Below are 19,490 nucleotides of genomic sequence, written 5' to 3' on the forward strand. Positions count from 1 at the left end.
GCACCCGCGAACACCGGCGAAGCCGGTGCCATCCACCACGTTGCCTGCTTCGCGGGTGAACCCGCTCTCACAGGGACAGCATCCGGCCCTGGGCCTGCCCCGTACCGGCAGAAACAACTGCCCTGACCAGCACCTCGAACGTTTGCTCGGTTCAGTGTGGGAGCGGGTTCACCCGCGAACACCGGCGAAGCCGGTGCCATCCACCACGTTGCCTGCTTCGCGGGTGAACCCGCTCTCACAGGGACAGCATCCGGCCCTGGGCCTGCCCCGTACCGGCAGAAACAACTGCCCTGACCCAAATGGCCCTCAACCAAACACATGCGAAGGCCGGCGCAGCACCGGGTCGAACGGGTTGATCCGCTCGCCAATCGCCGCCGCCTCACGCTTGAGCAGCGCCACCACGGTCGGCATGCGGTTGGGCCCCAGGCGGTCGCTGATGGTCGCCACGCTCAGGGCCGCCACCGCATGGCCGTTGCGATCGAGGATCGGCACCGCCAGGCCGGCCATGCCATCGAGCACACCGGTGTTGCGCCCCGCATAGCCGAGGCTGCGCACATTGTCGATTTCGGCGCGCAACATGACTTCGTCGTAATGGTGGAAATCCTTCAGCCGCGGCAGGTTGTAACGGATCACCTCGTCACGCTCCTCCTCTGGCAGGAAAGCCAGGATAGCCAGGCTGCCCTGCCCCACGCCCAAGGCCACACGGCCGCCAATATCGCCAGTGAAGGTACGGATCGGATATGGCCCTTCGCTACGGTCCAGGCACACCGCATCAAACCCCGAACGCGCCAGCAGGAACAGCGAATCACCCAGCGAGGCCGACAGCCGCAGCAGGCTCGGGCGCACCACATCGCGCAGGTTGCCCGCTTGCCCGGCCTTGGCCGCCAGGGCAAAGAAGTCCAGGCTCAGGCGGTAGCGCTTGCTGGTCGCGCACTGGTCGACCATGCCTTCTTCAATCAGGCTGCGCAACAGACGGTGGGTGGTGGGTTGCGCCAGGCCCACCCGCTGTGCCAGCTGGCTGACCTTCTCACCCTCGCCGCCGCAATCGCCCAGCGCTCGCAACACGGCGAACAAACGGGACACCGCACTGACACCCACTTCCCTGGCCTGTTCGTTTCGTTTATCGGAATCCATTTTTCGTTAAACCCCTGCAAATTTCAGTCAGTGGAATAATTTCAAAATAGCTGTCACTGAGTGAAATTACCCTTTGTCGACATCCTAATCATTGCCCTACTCTCCGGTCCATAGGGCGATATCACAACATCGGCCGCCGCCACAGCAGCGAGCGCCAACGTCCGTAAAGCTTTGCTTTTCGCCGCTGGCGCTCTGCCCACCCTGAAACTGCCGGTTGACCCCGGTTCCGTTTGCGATGGAGCACAGCCATGACCTTTCTGTTGATCGACAAGCTTTGCAAGCGCTATGGCGCCACGGAGGCAGTGGCCAGCTCGTCACTCGCCATCGAAAAAGGCGAGTTCGTCTCCCTGCTAGGCCCTTCCGGCTGCGGCAAGACCACCACCCTGCAAATGATTGCCGGCTTCGTCGAGGTCACCAGCGGCCGCATCGTCCTCGACGGCCGCGACATTACCCACGCCAAGCCGGCCAGCCGAGGCCTGGGCGTGGTGTTCCAGAGCTACGCACTGTTCCCGCACATGACCGTGCGCGACAACGTCGCCTTCGGCCTGCGCATGCGCAAGGTGGCCAGCGCCGACATCGCCCGCCGGGTCGACCAGGCCCTGGCGCTGGTGCGCCTGGACAAGCATGCCGAGCGCTACCCACGCGAGCTCTCCGGCGGCCAGCGCCAGCGTGTGGCCCTGGCCCGCGCACTGGTGATCGAACCACCGGTGCTGCTACTGGACGAGCCGCTGTCCAACCTGGACGCGCACCTGCGTGAAGAAATGCAGTTCGAGATCTGCCGCATCCAGAACGAAGTCGGCATTACGACCTTGATGGTCACCCACGACCAGGCCGAGGCCTTGTCGATCAGCGACCGGGTGGTGGTGATGGAGGCCGGGCGCATCACCCAGGTCGATGACCCCTACCGCCTCTACGAACACCCAGGCACACCCTTCATTTCCGACTTTGTCGGCAAGGCCAACCGCCTGCGCGGCGTAACCGGACCCGGCGGGCAACCACAGGCGAATGCCCAGGGCCCACTGACCCTCAGCCTGCGCCCGGAGAAGATCAGCCTCGGCCCGGCCGGCAGCGGCAAGCTCGCAGGCCGCATCAGCTGCCGCTACTTCCTCGGCAGCCAATGGCTGTACAGGGTCGACACCGCCCTGGGCAACCTGGCCGTGGTTCGTGCCAACGACGGCAGCACACCGCTGGATGAAGGCACACAGGTCGGCCTGGACTGGAACGATGCCCTGCTGCGGGTGCTGAACGCTGGCGAGGTGGCGGCATGAGCGCGGCAAAGCTGCACAGCAGCGCCTGGGGCTACGGCCTGAGCAGCCCGGCCCTGCTGTTGTTCCTGGCCTTGCTGGTGGTGCCACTGGGGCTGACCCTGCTGCTTTCGTTCAACGTGTTCGACTACAGCAGCGGCATCCAGGCTGGCCAGTACACCCTCGGCCATTACCTGAGCCTGGTGACCGACACCTACTACTACGAGATCTTTCTGCGCACCTTCTGGGTCAGCGCCCTGGTCACCCTGCTGTGCGTGCTGATCGGCATTCCCGAAGCCTTGGTGCTCAGCCGCATGGGCGCGCCGTGGCGCTCGATCTTCCTGATCCTGGTACTGACGCCGCTGCTGATCTCGGTGGTGGTGCGAGCCTTTGGCTGGAGCCTGCTGCTGGGTGCCGATGGTCTGGTCAACCAGGGCATCACCGCCCTCGGCGGGCAGCCAGTGAAGCTGCTGTATACGCCCTTTGCGGTGATCATCGGCCTGGTCCACGTGATGCTCCCGTTCATGATCATCCCGGTGTGGACCTCGCTGCAGAAGCTCGACCCGGCCGCCGAGCAGGCCGCGCTGTCGCTGGGCGCCAGCCAGTGGACGGTGTTCCGCCGCATCGTGCTGCCACAGATCATGCCCGGTGTGCTGTCAGGCACGCTGATCGTGTTCGGCCTGGCCGCCAGCTCGTTCGCCATCCCCGGCCTGCTGGGCGGGCGCCGGCTGAAAATGGTCGCCACCCTGATCTACGACCAGTACCTGGCCGAACTGAACTGGCCGATGGGTGCCACCATCGCCGTGGCCCTGCTGCTGATCAACCTGCTGGTGATGCTCAGCTGGAACCGGCTGGTTGAACGCCGCTACAAACGCGCACTTGGAGTCTGAACCCATGACCCGTAACGGCCCGCTGGCCCTGTCTTTTCACGCCCTGGTGATGCTGTTCATGCTCGCCCCGCTGGTGGTGGTGTGCCTGGTGGCATTCACCCCGGAAAACACCCTGAGCCTGCCCACCGCCGGCTTCTCGCTGCGCTGGTTCAGCGCCGTGTTCGAGCGTGCCGATTTCCTCGATGCGTTCTACAACAGCCTGAAGCTCGCGGCCCTGGCTGCCTCGTTGGCCACCCTGATCGCCGTACCGGCGGGCCTGGCGATCACCCGCTACAGCTTCCCCGGCCAAGGTTTCCTCAACGGCCTGCTGCTGTCGCCGATCATCATCCCGCACCTGGTGCTGGGTGTGGCCCTGCTGCGGCTGTTCGCCCTGCTGGGGGTCAATGGCAGCTTCGCCTGGCTGGTGTTCGCCCATGTGGTGGTGATTACCCCCTACGTACTGCGCCTGGTACTGGCCGCAGCCATCGGCATCGACCGCAGCGCCGAACAGGCCGCGCAAAGCCTGGGGGCTGGCCGGGTGACGCTGTTCTGCAAGGTCACCCTGCCGATGATCCTGCCCGGCGTGGCCGGCGGCTGGCTGCTGGCGTTCATCAACAGCTTCGACGAAGTGACCCTGTCGATCTTCGTCACCTCGCCCGCCACCCAGACACTGCCAGTGCGCATGTACGTATATGCCACCGAATCCATCGACCCGATGATGGCCGCCGTCTCTGCGCTGGTGATCGCCGTCACCGCCCTGACCATGGTCGCCCTGGACCGGGTATATGGCCTGGACCGCGTGCTGGTGGGCAAGCAATGACAAGGAATGCCCCTATGCCCCTGTTCAAGCGCGTGGCCGAACACGACCGCGAGCCACTGCCCTTCCTGCTCGACGGCCAACCGGCCAACGGCATGAACGGCGATACCCTGCTGACGGCGATCCTGACCAATGCCGGGCACCTGCGCGGCAGCGACTTCAGCGCCGAACCACGCGCCGGCTTCTGCCTGATGGGCGCCTGCCAGGACTGCTGGGTACGCCTGCAGGATGGCCGTCGGGTACGTGCCTGCTCGACCTTCCTGGAACCGGGCCATTGCGTGACCCGCGACCCGGGGCGCCAGCCATGAGTGCGATCGTGATCATCGGCGCCGGCCCGGCCGGCATCCGCGCCGCGCAAACCCTGGTGGCCCACGGCATACGCCCGGTACTGCTGGACGAGGCCAGCCGTGGCGGCGGGCAGATCTACCGCCAGCAGCCAGCCAACTTTCGCCGTCCGGCCAAAGCCTTGTATGGCTTCGAGGCTGACAAGGCCCAGGCCCTGCACAGCACCCTCGAACAGTTACGCGAGCAGATCGACTACCGCCCCGAAACCCTGGTGTGGAACGCCGAGGAGCAGGTGCTGGATACCCTGCAGCAGGGGCAGTTGGCCGACCGCCTGGCGTTCGACCGGGTGATCGTCGCCACTGGTGCTACCGACCGGGTGTTGCCGATACCCGGCTGGACCCTGCCCGGGGTCTATACCTTGGGCGCTGCGCAAATCGCCCTGAAGTTCCAGGGCTGCGCGATCGGTGAACGGGTGGTGCTGGCCGGCAGCGGCCCGCTGCTGTACCTGGTGGCGTACCAGTACGCCAAGGCCGGCGCTACGGTCAGCGCGGTGCTCGACACCTCGCCGTTCAGCGCCCAGGTACGTGCCCTGCCACGCCTGCTTCTGCAACCGGGCACCTTTGCCAAGGGCCTTTACTACCGCGCCTGGCTGGCCCGCCAGGGTGTACCGGTGCACCAGGGCGTGGCCCTGCTGGGTATCGACGGCGAACAACGGGCCAGCGGTATACGCTGGTCGCACAATGGCCAGCAACATGAACTGGCGTGCGACGCCGTGGCATTCGCCCACGCCCTGCGCAGTGAAACCCAACTGGCCGACCTGCTGGGTTGCCAGTTCGCCTGGAGCGCGCTCAACCGCGCCTGGCTGCCAGTACGTGATGCCCAGGGCCGGGCCAGCAGCCCCGGGGTGTACCTGGCGGGCGACGGTGCTGGCATCCTCGGTGCCGACGGTGCCGAGATGACCGGTGAACTGGCCGCCCTGACACTGCTGGCCGACCTCGGCAAGCCCGGCAATCCGCAACGCCAGCAGCAACTGGAAAAGCGCCTGGCCACCCTGCTGCGCTTCCGCCAGGGGCTGGAGCAGGCCTTTCCATTTCCCGAGCAATGGGCCCGGCAGGCCCCGGACCAGCTCACCGTGTGCCGCTGCGAGCAGATCAGCGCCGGGGAAATCCGCGCCACCGTGCGTGCCGGGCACTGGGAAATCAACCGGGTCAAGGCCATGTGCCGGGTCGGCATGGGCCGCTGCCAGGGGCGGATGTGCGGTGCCGCTGCCGCTGAGCTGATCGCTTGCGAAAGCGGTCGGGCCATTGACCAGGTCGGGCGCCTGCGCGGCCAGGCACCGGTCAAACCCCTGCCCTTCGGCCTGGAGATAAAACCATGAAGCTGATCGAAGTGGACGCCATCATCGTCGGCGGCGGCATCATCGGCAGCAGCGCGGCCTTGACCCTGGCCCGCGCTGACCAGCAAGTGGCATTGCTGGAGCGCGACTTCTGCGGCTCGCATTCCAGCGGGGTGAACTACGGCGGCGTGCGCCGCCAGGGCCGCTCGTTGGCCCAGCTGCCGTTGTCGATGCGTGCCCATGCCATCTGGGGGCAGTTGCGCGCGTGGATCGGCATCGACGGCGAATACGCCCGCAGTGGCCACCTGAAGCTGGCACGCAGCGAAACCGACTTCGATGCCTTGAAGGCCTATGCGCGGCGTACCCAGGCTTTTGACCTGCGCTTGCAACTGCTTGAACGACACGAACTGCGCCAGCGCTTCCCCTGGGTAGGCGATATCGCCGTCGGCGCCTCGTACTGCCCCGAAGATGGCCATGCCAACCCACGGCTGGTGTCACCGGCCTTCGCCCAGGCGGCCAGGCGCAACGGCGCCCAGGTGCATGAGCAGTGCAAGGTACTGCAGGTGGGCCACGACGGCCACCGCTTCAGCGTACACACCAGCAGCGGCGAGTGTTTCAAGGCACCCTGGCTGTTGAATTGCGCCGGTGCCTGGTCGGCGCAACTGGCCGAGCAGTTCGGCGAGCCAGTGCCGCTGACCGCCGCCCACCCGGCCATGCTGGTCACCGAGCCGCTGCCGCTGTTCATGACCGCCAGCACCGGGGTCGAAGGCGGCGGCATCTACGCCCGCCAGGTGACGCGTGGCAACTGCGTGCTGGGCGGCGGGCGCGGTTTTGCCCTGACCCCGACCACCGCACGCCCAGGCCAGGCCGCAGTACTCGACATCCTGCGCAATGCCACCGAGCTGTACCCGGCATTGGCCGGCGCCCAGGCCATTCGCACCTGGAGCGGCACCGAGGGCTACCTGCCCGATGACGAACCGGTGCTCGGCCCCAGCCTGTCCCAACCCGGGCTGCTGCATGGCTTCGGCTTTGCCGGTGCCGGCTTCCAGATTGGCCCGGCCGCTGGTGAAGCATTGGCGCAATGCATCCTGCACGGCGCGCCGGCACTCAGCCTGGCGGCCTTTTCCATCAAGCGTTTCCAGCCCCACCACCACAAGGAAAACCTGTCATGACGCACAAGCAACGTTTGCTCGCCCTGTTCTGCACCGTGCCCGGCCTGTTCGCCTGCCTGCCCGCCATGGCCCAACCCACGCTGTACCTGGGCATGAACGGCGGCACCATGGAGCGGCTGTTCAGCGACGACATCCTGCCAAGGTTCGAGCAGGCCAACGGGGTAAAGGTGGTGATCGTCCCCGGCACCTCGGCCGACATTCTGGCCAAGGTCCAGGCCACCCCGAACAAGCCGTCGATCCATGTGATGGTGCTGGATGACGGCATCATGTACCGCGCCATCGGCATGGGCCTGTGCAGCACGCTCAAACCCAACCCGACCTTGGCCCAGTTGCCGGAAAAGGCCCTGATCAAGGACAAGGCCGCGGCCGTCAGCCTGGGCGTGACCGGGCTTGCCTACAACAGCCGCCTGTTCAAGGCCAAAGGCTGGGCAGCGCCCACCTCGTGGAACGACCTGGCCGACCCGCGCTTCAAGGACAAGGTGGTGTTCCAGTCGATGGCATCGTCCACCTTCGGCCTGCATGGTTTCCTGATGTACAACCGCCTGCACGGCGGCAGCGATACCGACGTCAACCCGGGCTTCACGGCCTGGCAGAAGAACGTGGGCCCGAACGTGCTGGAGTACATCCCCAACTCGGCCAAGCTCTCGGAAATGGTGCAAACCGACGAAGCCGCGCTGTTCCCGCTTACCCCCACCCAGGTGACGGCGCTGAAACTCAAAGGCATCCCGGTGGAGTACGCCGCGCCCAAGGAAGGTGCCGTGGTGCTCAACCAGGCAGAATGCGTCACGGCCAACAACGACCAGCCGGAGCTTGCGCAGAAGCTCGCCGAGTTCCTGCTCAGCCCCGAGGCGCAGTCGCCGGCCCTGGAGCTGGGTGACCAGATCCCGTCCAACCCCAACACCCCAACCAGCGACAAGACCCGTGGCCAGGTCGAGGCCATGCAGACCTACCTGCAGACTGCCGTGACTATTGACTGGGATCAGGTCAACACCCAGCGCCCGGAATGGAACGCCCGCTGGAATCGCCAGATCGAGAGATAAGCCGAGGCCCTTGGCCCGCTCCCACAGGTACCGCGCATATCCGCACCAAAGCGCGCTCCCTGTGGGAGATGCCCAGCCCTTTGGGCTGCGCTTTCAGGTAGAGAACTGAATTCACAAGCGGTCCGCGTACCCTGTGGGAGCGGCTTTAGCCGCGAAGAAGGCAACACGCCCCCAAACCCTGACGCCTCAATCCAGCACCGGCCGCAACAGCGCCTGCGCCTCGTACAGGGTCGGCAGATACCGCAAGCGTATTTCATCCACACTCAACCGCGAAGCATGGGTGGTGATGGTCAACGTCGCTTTCAGCCGGCCAGCCCGGTCCAGCAGTGGCACACCCAGCACGCGCATGCCGATTTCATACTCCTGGTCCACGATACAGAACCCCTGCCCCTTCACCCGCAGCAACTCCGCCTCCAGCTGCACCCGGTCCGTCTGCGTATAAGGCGTCAGCCCCCGCAGCGGGTTACGCGCAAAGTACCCATCCCGCTCCCCCTCATCCAGCCAGGCCAGCCAGACACGCCCGCCGGCGGTGCAATACATCGGCACCCGCGATCCCGGCCTGATCGACAACGAGGCCACATGGCTGTAGCGGCTGCGCACCAGGTGGATGATCTCGTCACCATCACGGGTGCCCACCGACACATGCTCCTGGGTCTGCCGCGCCACCTGCTCGACGATCGGCCGCAGCATGCGCGGCAGCTGCGCCGAGTCTACATACGCCTGGCCGAGGCGCAGCGCCTTGGGCGTCAGCCAGTACTCACGGCTATCGGTTTCGGCAAAGCCCTCATGCACCAAGGTCAATAGAAACCGCCGCGCGGCACTGGGGGTAAGGCCGGACAACCTGGCCGCCTGCGGCACGCTCAGGCGCGGCTGCTCGGCGCTGAACAGCTGCATCAGCGCCAGGCCTTTCTGCAAGCCGGCGATCAGGTCACGGGGGTGGATAGTGGGGGTGTTCATTTATTCGACTCGCAAGCAGGGGTATTTCAGCCGATTAACGCGATAACCGGATCAACAATGCGATTATCGCACTAAATACCCGATCAGCGCATTGTTGCCCATGCCCCCTTGCCTCACCCTTGCCCTCCATAACAACGCCAAAAAGGAGGTCAGCATGATTCGTGGTTCTACTGAACTGGTCGCCATCGTCGGTTCGCCCATTGCCCAGGTGAAGTCCCCCGAAAACTTCAACACCTGGTTCGCCAACAACAACTGCAACCTCGCCATGCTGCCCATCGACCTGCAGGAGGCCGCGCTGGAGACCTTTGCCGGCACCCTGCGCGGCTGGCAGAACCTGCGCGGTTGCGTGGTCACCGTGCCGTACAAGCAGGCCCTGGCCAGCCGCCTGGACGGCCTGAGCGAGCGCGCAGCCGCCCTCGGCTCGGTCAATGTCATTCGCCGTGAGCATGACGGCCGCCTGATGGGCGACAACGTGGACGGCGCCGGCTTCCTCGGTGCTGCGCGCAAACATGGCTTCGAGCCGGCAGGCAAGCATGCATTGGTGATCGGTTGCGGCGGGGTCGGCAGTGCCATCGCCTATGCGCTGGGCGAGGCCGGCATCGCCAGCATCACCCTCAGCGACCCCAGCACAGCGCGCATGGGCGCTGTGTGCGAACTGCTCGGCAATGCCTTCCCCACGGTCGAAATCGCCACCCGGGTCGACGGGCTGGAAGGCTTCGATCTGCTGGTCAACGCCTCCCCGGTCGGCATGGGCGGCAGCGCGGAGCTGCCGCTGCCTGCCGCACTGCTCGCCACCTTGCAAGCCGAAACCCTGGTCGCCGACGTGGTCACCTCGCCCGAGATCACCCCGCTGCTGAACCGGGCACGCCAGGTTGGCTGCGCGGTGCAGACCGGCCCGGAAATGGCCTTCGCCCAACTCGGCCACCTGGGCGCCTTCATGGGCGTCACGCCGCTGGAGATCTGAAGCCATGCCGACGCTTGAACACGCGCAACACAGTTTTGACCTGGTCGTGCTGGGTAGCGGCGCCGGAGGCTTTGCCGCTGCCGCCACGGCCGCCCGCCGTGGGTTGAAAGTGCTGGTGGTGGAAAAGGCCGAGCACTTTGGCGGCACCTCGGCGATTTCCGGCGGGGCGGTGTGGCTCTATGGTACCGATCAAGCCCGCGCTGCAGGTGCGGTGGACTCCCCCGAGGCCATCCGCACCTACCTCAAGCAGGTCATTGGCGACGGCTACGACCCCGCCCTGGTCGACGCCTTCATCGAGCATGGCCACCAGGCGCTGCGCTGGCTGGAGCAGAACACCGAACTGCGCTACGCCCTGCGCCCGCACTCGCCGGACTACTACCCGGACGCACCTGGCGCCACTCAGTTTGGCCGGGCGCTGGAGATGGTCGAGTACGACGGCAAGCAGCTCGGCCCGCACTTCAAGAACCTGAAGATGCCGCCGCCCGGCATGTTGCTGTTCGGCGGCATGATGGTCAACCGCGTGGATATCCAGCATTTTCTCAGTATTCGCCGCTCGCCCAGGTCGCTGTGGCATTGCCTCAAGCTGATGGCGCGTTACGCACGGGACCGCTTGCACCACCCACGCGGCACGCGGCTTACCACCGGCAACGCCTTGATCGCCCGCCTGGCCAGCAGCGCCTTCGCTCATGGCACGCAGCTGTGGTTGCGCAGCGAAGCCGTGGAGCTGATCGTCGAACGCGGCGTGGTCGCCGGCGTGGTGGTGCAACGCGAAGGGCGCCGTGAACGGGTGCTGGCCCGTGGCGGTGTGGTGTGCGCCATGGGCGGGTTCGCTGCAGGCGCACTCGCCGATAGCTACCGGCCCGCCCAGCCGACGCCGCACCTGAGCATGTCACCGCCCACCAATGACGGTGCTGCCCTGCGCCTTGGCCAAGCCGTGGCCGCAGCCCAGGGTGAGGGCCTGGCGGCCAACTTCTTCTGGGCGCCGGTTTCCGAACTGCGCCATGCCAGTGGCGAGCGTGAGCGCTTCCCGCACCTGGTCACCGACCGCGCCAAACCGGGCGTGATCGCGGTGAACCCGGACGGGCGACGCTTCGTCAACGAGTCCGACTCCTACCACCACTTCGTGCAGACCATGTTCGCCAACGGCATTGCCAGCTGCTGGCTGGTCTGCGATGCCGAGGCAATGAACCGCTACGGCCTGGGCCTGGCGCGGCCAAAGCCGGTGGACAACCAGGCATTGATCGACGCTGGCTACCTGCACCGCGCCGCAACCGCGCAGGCCCTGGCCCAGGCCATCGGCGTGGACCCACAGGTGTTCATGCAGACCCTGGAACAGTTCAACACCGACGCCCGTAACGGCATCGACCGCGCGTTCGGCAAAGGCGGCAACAGCTACAACCGCTACATGGGCGACCCACAACACATGCCCAACCCCTGCCTGGCGCCGCTGACCCGCGGACCGTTCTACGCCATCCGCCTCCACACCGGCGACCTCGGCTCGGCTTGCGGGCTGGTAACCAATGCCGATGCCAATGTGCTGAACCGCAACGGTCACCCCATTACCGGGCTGTATGCAGTCGGCAACGACATGAACTCATTGATGAAAGGCACCTACCCCGGACCCGGTATCACCCTGGGCCCTGCCCTCACCTTCGGCTGGCTCGCAGCCAACCACATCGCCGCGCGCCTGCAGGCGCCGACCACCCACATGGAGACCCCAGCATGTACTACGAACTGAGAACCTACACCCTCGACCCACTGAAAATGGCCGACTGGCTGAGCCTGTATCAAAGCCACGCGCTGGAGGTGCAAAGCGAGCACCTGGGTAACCTGGTCGGCTTTTTCACCAGCGAGTTCGGCGAGGTCAACCAAGTGGTGCATATCTGGGGCTATGCCAGCCTCGACGAGCGCATGGCACGCCGTACAGCCATGGCAGCGGACCCGCGTTGGGCAGAGTTCTCACGGCGTAACCGCGAGCTGGGCGCGGTGCTGCGCCTGCAGTCGCGACTGCTGCGGCCCACCGGTTTTTCACCGCTGCAGTAAAACCTTCTTCCAACACCTGAGCGGAACCCCACCATGCAACCCCTCGAATGTGACGTACTCGTCATCGGCGCCGGCGCCTCTGGCCTGGCTGCCGCCGTTACTGCCGCACATCACGGCCTGCAGGTGATCGTCGCGGAAAAAGCCAGCCAGCTGGGCGGCACCAGCGCCTGGTCGGGGGGATGGCTGTGGATACCGCGCAACCCGTTGGCCATCGCCGAAGGCATCGTCGAGCGCGACGATGCCCCGGAGCGCTACCTGCGCGCGCAAACCCACGTCAGCGACCTGGACCCGCGCCAGCTCGCCTTCCTGCGTCACGGCCCGGAGATGGTAGCGTTCTTTCAGCAGCACACTGCCGTCCAGTTCCAGTCCGGCAGCCGCATGCCCGACATGCGCGAAGGCGACGGCAGCGCACGCGGTGGCCGTTCGCTGTGTGCACTGCCATATGACGGGCGCCTGCTCGGGCCCTGGCTGCACAAGCTGCGCCCACCGCTGGACATCGTCAGCCTGGCCGGCATGGGCATTGCCGGCGGCGCCGACATGGCCGCCTTCTTCAACGCCACGCGCTCGCCCAAGGCGGCGCTGCATGTGGGCAAGCGCCTGCTGCGCCATGCCCGCGACCTGCTGCTGCACCGGCGCGGGCTGCAACTGGTCAATGGCAACGCGCTGGTGGCACGCCTGCTGCGCAGCGCCCTGGACCTTGGCGTGACGCTACTGACCGACAAGCCGGCCAGCCGCCTGCTGGGCGAAGGCCGGGTCAGTGGCGCGCAGTTTGCCGACGGCCAGGTGATCCATGCCCGCCGCGGTGTGGTGCTGGCCTGCGGTGGCTTTGCGCATGATCGCCAGCGCATCGCGCAAGTGATGCCCCATGCGCCGGACGGTACCCAGCATTACTCCGCAGCACCCAGGGAAAACAGCGGTGACGGCTTGCGCCTGGGCGAACAGGTTGGTGGCCTGGTCCAGGCGACTACGGCCCATGCGGGTGCTTGGGCGCCTGTGTCACGGGTACCGCGCAGCGATGGCAGTTTCGGCCATTTCCCGCACTTGATCGACCGCGCCAAGCCCGGCTTCATCGCCGTGCGCCGCGATGGCCGGCGCTTCGTCAACGAGGCCGATTGCTACCACGACTTCATGAACGCGCTGTTCGCCGCCACGCCGCAGGGGGAAGCGCCGGAAGCCTGGCTGATCTGCGACCATGCCGCGCAACGTCGCTATGGTATCGGCTGGGCCAAGCCCTTCCCTTTCTCCACCCGCCACTATCAGCGCTGCGGTTACCTGCACAGCGGTCGCACACTGGCGCAACTGGCGCAGCGCTGCGGGATCGATGCCGAGCAGTTGCAGCGCACGGTGGACGGTTTCAACCGCCATGCAGCCCGGGGTGAAGATCCGCTTTTCCAGCGTGGCGTATCGGCTTACAACCGGGCCCAGGGCGAGCCGTTGCAGGTACCCAATCCATCGCTGCGACCATTGCTGGACGGGCCGTATCACGCCGTGAAACTGTTGCCGGGCAGCCTGGGTACCTTTGCCGGCCTGGCAACAGACAGTGCCGCCAGCGTGCTGGACCATGCAATGCAGCCGATTCCTGGGCTGTATGCGGTGGGCAACGACATGCACAGCGTGATGGGCGGGTATTACCCGAGTGGCGGTATTACCTTGGGGCCGGGGATGACGTTCGGTTACCTGGCTGGTAGAGCGTTGAGTTTGTACCGGCCCTGATCTTCATAACAGCGCCTCATCCGACTGTCTCCCCTGCGCCACCTTGGGTGGCTGTTGCAACAAACCTCGTGGCAATCGGAAGCCCTTGAAAGGCTCCTGGGTAATCGGGTTAAAGGCTTTCTCGGCATTCAACCGGTAGCGCATCACCCCGTCACCCGCTCTGAAGCTCAAATCCACACTGGTTGCCGTCCTCCCATTGAGCGAGCCACGGCTGAGCAGGCGGAACATCGACCAAGGGCCGCGGTACTCCAGGCTGCTGCTATTGCCGTTCTGCCTGAGCAAGGTAAGGTTGCTGCGCACTTGCTGCCCTTGGGTATTGGGCCAGACGATACCGGCGATCTGGCTTGGGCCATGAGTGTAGGAAATCAACTGGCCATCCAGATCCAGCAAGCTGGTGCGTTGATTCGCACTCAGCCCCAACGGCTCAATACTGAACTGCACGCTCAGGTTGCCGCGCTGGTCGAAGAAGGTTTCGCGGATGCGTTCAGCCAGCTCCAACTGCTCGATCACATCATCGCGAATCAGCGACTGACCGTGCTGACCGGACTGCAGGGCTTCGAGGTTTTCCTTCAGGAAGATCTTCAGGTACTGATCATTGAACTGTTGCAGACGCCCCTTTGGCCCGAAGAATGCCTCAAAGTCATCCAGGGAGGCATCGGGCGCCCTCACCACAAAGGGGTAGCGGCCTGCCAGGCGCTGCTGGAAGAAACTGTAAACCTCAGCATCCCAGCGGCGCTCCAACTCGCGCAGCGCTTCAACGTTCAGCACTTGCGCAGTCTGATCCGCCACCTTTCGGACTTGGTGGTTGACGGGTTCCGGCAAGCCCGTCGCCACTCGTTGCAAGGTACTGATCGGGTCGTGCCCTGTCATCGAGAAGCGCTGATGCACGGCTTGCAGAGCGGCCTTGCCTCGGTCCGGGCTGTCCTGCACTGCCTTGGCGTAGTCATGTACGGCCACGATGGCGGCTAGGGTCTCATCGTAGTAGCTCGGTTTTTCACCTGCTGCCTGCAACATGGCACTCAGGCCCGAAAATGCCCGGTGGATGGCCAACGCTTGCTGCATCTCGGGCTTGCTGCTTGCTGGTCGAAGCGCTTCTGCCTCGCTCGGTATATCAAGCCCCACTGGCAATGAAAGCGCAGTGTTGTCCCTCACCGTATCCAGTAGCCGATGCAGCGGAGCAGCGGGCCCGGTCAACTGCTCCAGGATGGCGACACCATGGTCCAGATCACGGAAATCAGCCACCGAAAAGGCATTCAAGGCACGCCGCCAGCTGTCAATGTAATCGGTGCTGTACAGGCTGCGCAGGCGTTCTGTCAGCACATCACGGTCGGTGTCCGAGTAATCGAGCTGACCTCGCTCGCCCAACGCCCACTGGTCGATCATCGCCATCTCGGCGAACCGCTGGCTACGCGGTTCAAAGTATTCCTTGAAGCCTCTGGCAGTGAGCATGGGCGCAAGCAAGACACCATCATCACCCAGCCTGGAGCCAGAAGCCTGCTGATAGACCACATCGAATGCTGGCCCCACCTGATGACGCAGGTCCAAGCCTGTATGCAGCTGCTCCTGGGCCTGTTGTTTGAGGCTTGCATAGACCCGCTCCGCCAGCGGCACCTTGCGCAAGGTCTGCTGCACGTCGGCGACCCGCTGGCGGTACTGTGGCAGATCGGTATCGGCATAGGCCAAGGCGTATTTCAGATGCTGCATGAGGTTGCGCTGCAGTTGCCCCTGGCCCGGGAAAGCCTGTTGCCACTGGCGGGCCATCCAGTCCTCAACCCATCCTGGCCGGCGGTTCTGGCGATCTTCGAGCATCCGGTACACCCTGAGCGTGGCCATCTGCTGCTCACTGCCTGGGGAAGCCGCGTTCATGGCGTCGATCACGCCACTGGCCAAGGCCGGCAAGAAGCGCTTGGAGAGCAAGCTCAGGTAGGCCTCATCGATCGAGGGGCCAATGGTGCGCCCCTGGTACAGGCCAAATTCAGCAACACCCGGCCAGGCCGCTCGATAATCGCCAAATACCACTACTGCATCACGGATCTGGTCCAGTGGCTCCAGCAAGTTGCGCCCGGTCGGGTCCAGGCGCTGGTCCACCTGGTGACGGCTGTACTCCCGACTCTTGGCAAGCACGCTGGCTGCCTTGGTGCCGTTGATATCGAAATAGCGCTGCCAGGTGGCAATGACGACACAGAACGCCAGGACCCCTACACCGGAACCCATCCATAACAACTGGCGCTTGTTACGTGCCACCCTGACATTGTCGCCAGCGAGGCCGGCCTCCTGGTAGATGACTCTTCGGAAGGACTGCTGAATGAAGTAGACCAATGACTTGCCTTGCGCCTTGCCTTCACGTAGGGGGAGCTTTGTCTCGTAGGGTTGTGCCGCCTCACGAACGAATGCATTGAGCATGTCGCCTTGCTGCACGACCGACGAAAAATAGACGCCACGTACCAATGCAGGTGTGGAGAACCGATCGCTCGCCAACGTTTCCCGCAGGAAGCCCAGCAATATCGGGCGCAGGCCAACCAGTTGCGCATGCAAGGAGAACAGCCGCGCCCGGAGCGGTGCACTGCCCAGACCGTCAAGTTGGTCAAATACCTGCTCGAACAGCCCCCTGACCAAGCGACCGTAGCATTCATCGTATTCGTCCAACCAGGCGTCGAACGAATCGACCGCATCCAGTTTGAACGTGAACCCCAGCAGTTTCTCCCGCCGGGAGACCGAGAGCTTGCTATAGAGCTGGTCGAAGCCATCCAGCAGATCGAATTTGGATAGCACCACATACAATGGCAGGCGCGAACCAAGCTGACTACTCACCTCGTACAGACGTGCGCGCAGGACATGGGCCAAAGCGATACGTTGCTCGGACGTGCCATGAACCAGTGCCGGCAGGTCGATGACCAGCACTAATCCATTGAGGGCTCTCTGACTTCGATTTTGCAATAGCCATTCCAGCAGGTGGTTCCACAGTTTGGCTGGAGTTCCGGGCGGCAGGGAAGATTCAGGGGCTTTCGAGTGCTCGGATAACGAGCCTGCCGATGCTTCCTGGCGGATGAAAACACCAGGTGGGTCGATAATCACCGCGTCATTGCTGACCCACCAGCCTACCGGGTAGGCAAGCACTTCAACTTGGTGGCCGCGCGCCTGGGCGCGGTCGATGCGGGACAGGGAAAAATTCTGGTCGGTACGCTCAACGAAGCTGCTCTTGCCGGAGTGTTCATCACCCAACACCAGGTACCACGGCAACCGGTACAAGGCTCTGCGCCCGCCGGCACTGTCGAGATATCGCGCAAGCCCCTGGTTCAATGCCTTCTCTTGGGCGTGGACAAGCGGTAACGCGCGATCCAGTTCGACGGCCACCGCCTCCTTGCGTTCCGCTTGCAGCTGACGAAAGCGCATGCTTAATACAATAAGCCCGCAAAGTAGCGGTACCACCACAAGCACCAGGCTCGCCACGATGCGATGAGCCACATCGGCTAGCGGCTGTTGCTCACCCCACATCCATTGCGGCCCGAGCCACCAGATGGCGATCAGCATCAGCACGGCGCCAAGCCCGAGTAGCAACGGCATCGCCAGGCCAATGCGGGTAACCAGGGGCAAGCCCCAGCGTTTGAGTTGTTTCCATAGTGTATTCATGAGGGCTCCGGATCCTTGTTCTGATCTGCCAATGCTGAAGATGTCGCATAGTGCTGGAGCCCTTGGAAAACCTCGGGTTCCCAGGCAGCAGCAGTGGTTTGCTGCATCGTCCGGGCTACTCCGACGCACAATTCCCGGGCCAACCAGGAAACGCCTCGCGTCGTCAGCAAATCGGCGGCGATGAGCGTGGTGTGGGAGCGTTCACGAGGGGAATGGAGATCTGCTTGCATCCCTTGCAGCCTCAAGAGAACCTGCTCTACACCGATACCCTCCAGCTGAGAGATGAGTTCCTCCCGCAGACTGCGGAACTCTTGAAAGGCAGCGCCTTGGTCAGCCACTCTTTCTCTGCCTTTGAGCCAAGCCAGACATTGGCCATCGACGAACACCGTGCCATCGCTGAAGCACAGTTGCTGTAACGAAGGAAGGCGCTGTACAAACCGCGCGGTCGTGCTACGAATGGCCTCGCTGACCTCGGTCATCGCCAACTGTGACGCTACAGTCGCAGCCAGGAAGCTCCCGCGGATCCAGTAAGGGGCCGCCGTGATGCTTTTCTCGATCCGATGCAGTAACGCAACATCAATCGAAGTGCCAGCTGCAGCATTTTCGTAACCAGCGACAACTTCCGGCGGTACCGCTATCAGTCCCGTGCAGTGCCGCTGTTTGACTGCAGGCGCGGTCTGGATATGGGCCCATAAGCCGAAGCGACGCAGTTGGTAGCCAACCGGGTCGTAGGGATCCTGTTGATTGATGAGCTCGGCCATATTCAACACGGCACGCCGCATTTCGCGCTCGTTGCCAATTGAAGCCCGGGGCACTGGCCTTGCAATGACATCGGCCAGCGACGCTGGCTGGCTGCTTGCAATCGGGGAGATGGGCGCAGCAGCCTCGCCAACACCATTGGCAAGGTCCGTGTGTTCAAGTAACAGCCGCTCCAGCCTGCTCAGAACAGCCGCATCCAGTTGTGCGCCGTCTTGTTGCTGCATCAAACGCGTCAACGCATCCTGTGCGGCCATTCCATGAGCAGGGCTGTACGTGAAACGGTCGAGGCGCGGCAGCGCTTCGATCAAGCGATTAAGCACAAGGCCAACCAGCTTGCGTTTGCCCAGGAAGCCTTTGGGCCCCGGTTTTGGATGAGCGGCTTCCCAATAGCGCTCCACCATCCCGGCAAGTAACGCCAAGGTGACGCTCCAGCGCTCCCAACAACCGCTGCGCAGCCACACGACACTCAGGTGTGCGACGATCCGCAAGTGCTTGCACTGCTGGCCCAGATACTGACAGGACGCCTCTTCGATGTAGCTCCAGTCGATTGAAGCCTCCTGTAGCCCGCCCAGCTTGACCATCTCCTGGTCAATGGCCTGGTAGGTTTCGTCCTCCATGTCGAACAGGCCAGCCGGTACTGCCGGATCGATCGGCATAAGCAACCGGGTAAGTTGCTCTTCCCCCCACCCAGTTACCAGCGACATGTGCTACGCGCCTTGCTGATCAATGGGTCCAGCCCCTGGGCATCGAACACAAGGCCATCAACCTCGGGGTTATCACTGAGCAGCCGTATGCGTTCAGCCCCGATCAACTTCTTGATCTGCTCGATGGCTGGCAGGCCCCGCCCCGCATCTAGCACCTGGCCGTTCTCCATCACCTGCCAGGGCCTTGCAACCGTGGATCCACGCATCCCCTGCAGCTGCACCTTCACCCATCTCGCGTCCAGGGGCTGGGCGCTGATCAACTGCAGCCTGGAGATGCCCTCCACGCAGCTGATAGCCAGGTACGGGCGTAGGTCAGCCGATGCAATTGCCGGTGCTGATATCACCAGCCCGTGCAACCGCCAATCCCCCTCATCCGTACTTGCGAGGAAGGTCAGGTCATCTGGCCCTCGCGCGGTTTCGTTTGCCATTACTCGTAGCACACTGGGTGCCTCTTGCTCGGGTGCTGACCACTGCCGCTTTGTTACATATGCAGGCGTATTCGCTGCTTCATCAAAGCAAGCCAGACGCTCCACGTTAGACACAATTCTAGGGCAGTCCCGCACTGGGCTCGCCAACACCGGCGGCAGACCAAACATCAACGAGAGAACAATGCCACAGGAATAGCGGGCAATCATCTTGAGTCCACTCTCTTTTTGAAATAGTAAACACATCCCACATGATAAGTCGCACTTTCCTACAAAATCAGCCAACCACACCGAACAAAGTGCAAAACACCAAACCGAACGATATCGACCGGAGCCTAGTACATCACCAAGAGATAACACAAACAAATATTTTCTTACATCTTTTCACTCGACTCCCG

16 protein-coding genes are annotated in these 19,490 nt (G+C 63.9%); 11 read left to right on the plus strand and 5 right to left on the minus strand.

The window, feature by feature from the left end; translation table 11 throughout:
- Nucleotides 1-306: 306 nt before the first annotated feature.
- Nucleotides 307-1,134: an IclR family transcriptional regulator gene (locus J5M71_RS05125; RefSeq protein ID WP_207830446.1), complete on the minus strand. Its 828-nt coding sequence runs from the start codon at nt 1,132-1,134 to the stop codon at nt 307-309.
- A 248-nt stretch (nt 1,135-1,382) separates the two neighbouring features.
- Between J5M71_RS05125 and J5M71_RS05130 the strand changes: the two genes are divergently transcribed.
- From J5M71_RS05130 to J5M71_RS05160, 7 genes are read left to right on the plus strand one after another with little or no spacing between them, the layout of a single operon-like run.
- Nucleotides 1,383-2,402, plus strand: a complete 1,020-nt coding sequence (locus J5M71_RS05130; protein ID WP_207830448.1) for an ABC transporter ATP-binding protein — start codon at nt 1,383-1,385, stop codon at nt 2,400-2,402.
- Complete coding sequence (locus J5M71_RS05135) at nt 2,399-3,268, plus strand: ABC transporter permease (protein WP_207830450.1); 870 nt, start codon at nt 2,399-2,401, stop codon at nt 3,266-3,268. The genes J5M71_RS05130 and J5M71_RS05135 overlap by 4 nt, the downstream gene beginning before the upstream one ends.
- 4 nt (nt 3,269-3,272) lie before the next feature.
- Nucleotides 3,273-4,067: an ABC transporter permease gene (locus tag J5M71_RS05140; RefSeq protein WP_025339622.1), complete on the plus strand. Its 795-nt coding sequence runs from the start codon at nt 3,273-3,275 to the stop codon at nt 4,065-4,067.
- Between the two features lie 14 nt (nt 4,068-4,081).
- Entirely contained in the window at nt 4,082-4,372 is a 291-nt protein-coding gene (locus J5M71_RS05145) for a (2Fe-2S)-binding protein (RefSeq protein ID WP_207830453.1), read from the plus strand.
- Nucleotides 4,369-5,727: an FAD/NAD(P)-binding oxidoreductase gene (locus J5M71_RS05150; protein WP_207830456.1), complete on the plus strand. Its 1,359-nt coding sequence runs from the start codon at nt 4,369-4,371 to the stop codon at nt 5,725-5,727. Before J5M71_RS05145 ends, J5M71_RS05150 begins: the two co-directional genes overlap by 4 nt.
- Nucleotides 5,724-6,857: an FAD-dependent oxidoreductase gene (locus J5M71_RS05155; protein ID WP_207830459.1), complete on the plus strand. Its 1,134-nt coding sequence runs from the start codon at nt 5,724-5,726 to the stop codon at nt 6,855-6,857. The genes J5M71_RS05150 and J5M71_RS05155 overlap by 4 nt, the downstream gene beginning before the upstream one ends.
- Nucleotides 6,854-7,897, plus strand: coding sequence for an ABC transporter substrate-binding protein (locus tag J5M71_RS05160; protein WP_063913622.1), 1,044 nt, complete (start codon nt 6,854-6,856; stop codon nt 7,895-7,897). The genes J5M71_RS05155 and J5M71_RS05160 overlap by 4 nt, the downstream gene beginning before the upstream one ends.
- 186 nt (nt 7,898-8,083) lie before the next feature.
- On the opposite strand, the gene J5M71_RS05165 is transcribed toward J5M71_RS05160, so the two are convergent.
- Nucleotides 8,084-8,854, minus strand: coding sequence for an IclR family transcriptional regulator (locus J5M71_RS05165; protein ID WP_207830463.1), 771 nt, complete (start codon nt 8,852-8,854; stop codon nt 8,084-8,086).
- A 154-nt stretch (nt 8,855-9,008) separates the two neighbouring features.
- Between J5M71_RS05165 and J5M71_RS05170 the strand changes: the two genes are divergently transcribed.
- Genes J5M71_RS05170 through J5M71_RS05185 form a run of 4 tightly spaced genes read left to right on the plus strand, consistent with a single transcriptional unit; the run spans nt 9,009 to nt 13,574 of the window.
- On the plus strand, nt 9,009-9,818 hold the full coding sequence (locus tag J5M71_RS05170) for a shikimate dehydrogenase (RefSeq protein ID WP_207830465.1): 810 nt from the start codon (nt 9,009-9,011) through the stop codon (nt 9,816-9,818).
- Between the two features lie 4 nt (nt 9,819-9,822).
- Complete coding sequence (locus tag J5M71_RS05175) at nt 9,823-11,556, plus strand: FAD-dependent oxidoreductase (protein WP_207830467.1); 1,734 nt, start codon at nt 9,823-9,825, stop codon at nt 11,554-11,556.
- Nucleotides 11,541-11,861 carry an NIPSNAP family protein gene (locus J5M71_RS05180; RefSeq protein ID WP_063913626.1) on the plus strand — a complete coding sequence of 107 codons (321 nt, stop codon included), beginning with the start codon at nt 11,541-11,543 and terminating at the stop codon, nt 11,859-11,861. Before J5M71_RS05175 ends, J5M71_RS05180 begins: the two co-directional genes overlap by 16 nt.
- A gap of 33 nt (nt 11,862-11,894) precedes the next feature.
- Nucleotides 11,895-13,574, plus strand: a complete 1,680-nt coding sequence (locus J5M71_RS05185; RefSeq protein WP_207830469.1) for an FAD-dependent oxidoreductase — start codon at nt 11,895-11,897, stop codon at nt 13,572-13,574.
- Nucleotides 13,575-13,577: 3 nt separating this feature from the next.
- On the opposite strand, the gene tssM is transcribed toward J5M71_RS05185, so the two are convergent.
- From tssM to vasI, 3 genes are read right to left on the minus strand one after another with little or no spacing between them, the layout of a single operon-like run.
- Entirely contained in the window at nt 13,578-17,204 is a 3,627-nt protein-coding gene (gene tssM / locus J5M71_RS05190) for a type VI secretion system membrane subunit TssM (RefSeq protein WP_207830471.1), read from the minus strand.
- Nucleotides 17,201-18,667: a type VI secretion system protein TssA gene (gene tssA, locus J5M71_RS05195; protein ID WP_207830472.1), complete on the minus strand. Its 1,467-nt coding sequence runs from the start codon at nt 18,665-18,667 to the stop codon at nt 17,201-17,203. Before tssA ends, tssM begins: the two co-directional genes overlap by 4 nt.
- The gene (gene vasI / locus J5M71_RS05200) at nt 18,655-19,338 is read right to left on the minus strand and encodes a type VI secretion system-associated protein VasI (protein WP_325176039.1); all 684 of its coding nucleotides are present in this window, start codon (nt 19,336-19,338) and stop codon (nt 18,655-18,657) included. The genes tssA and vasI overlap by 13 nt, the downstream gene beginning before the upstream one ends.
- Nucleotides 19,339-19,490: the final 152 nt, after the last annotated feature.

The organism is Pseudomonas sp. 43(2021) (genome assembly GCF_017490805.1).
Lineage (GTDB): Bacteria > Pseudomonadota > Gammaproteobacteria > Pseudomonadales > Pseudomonadaceae > Aquipseudomonas.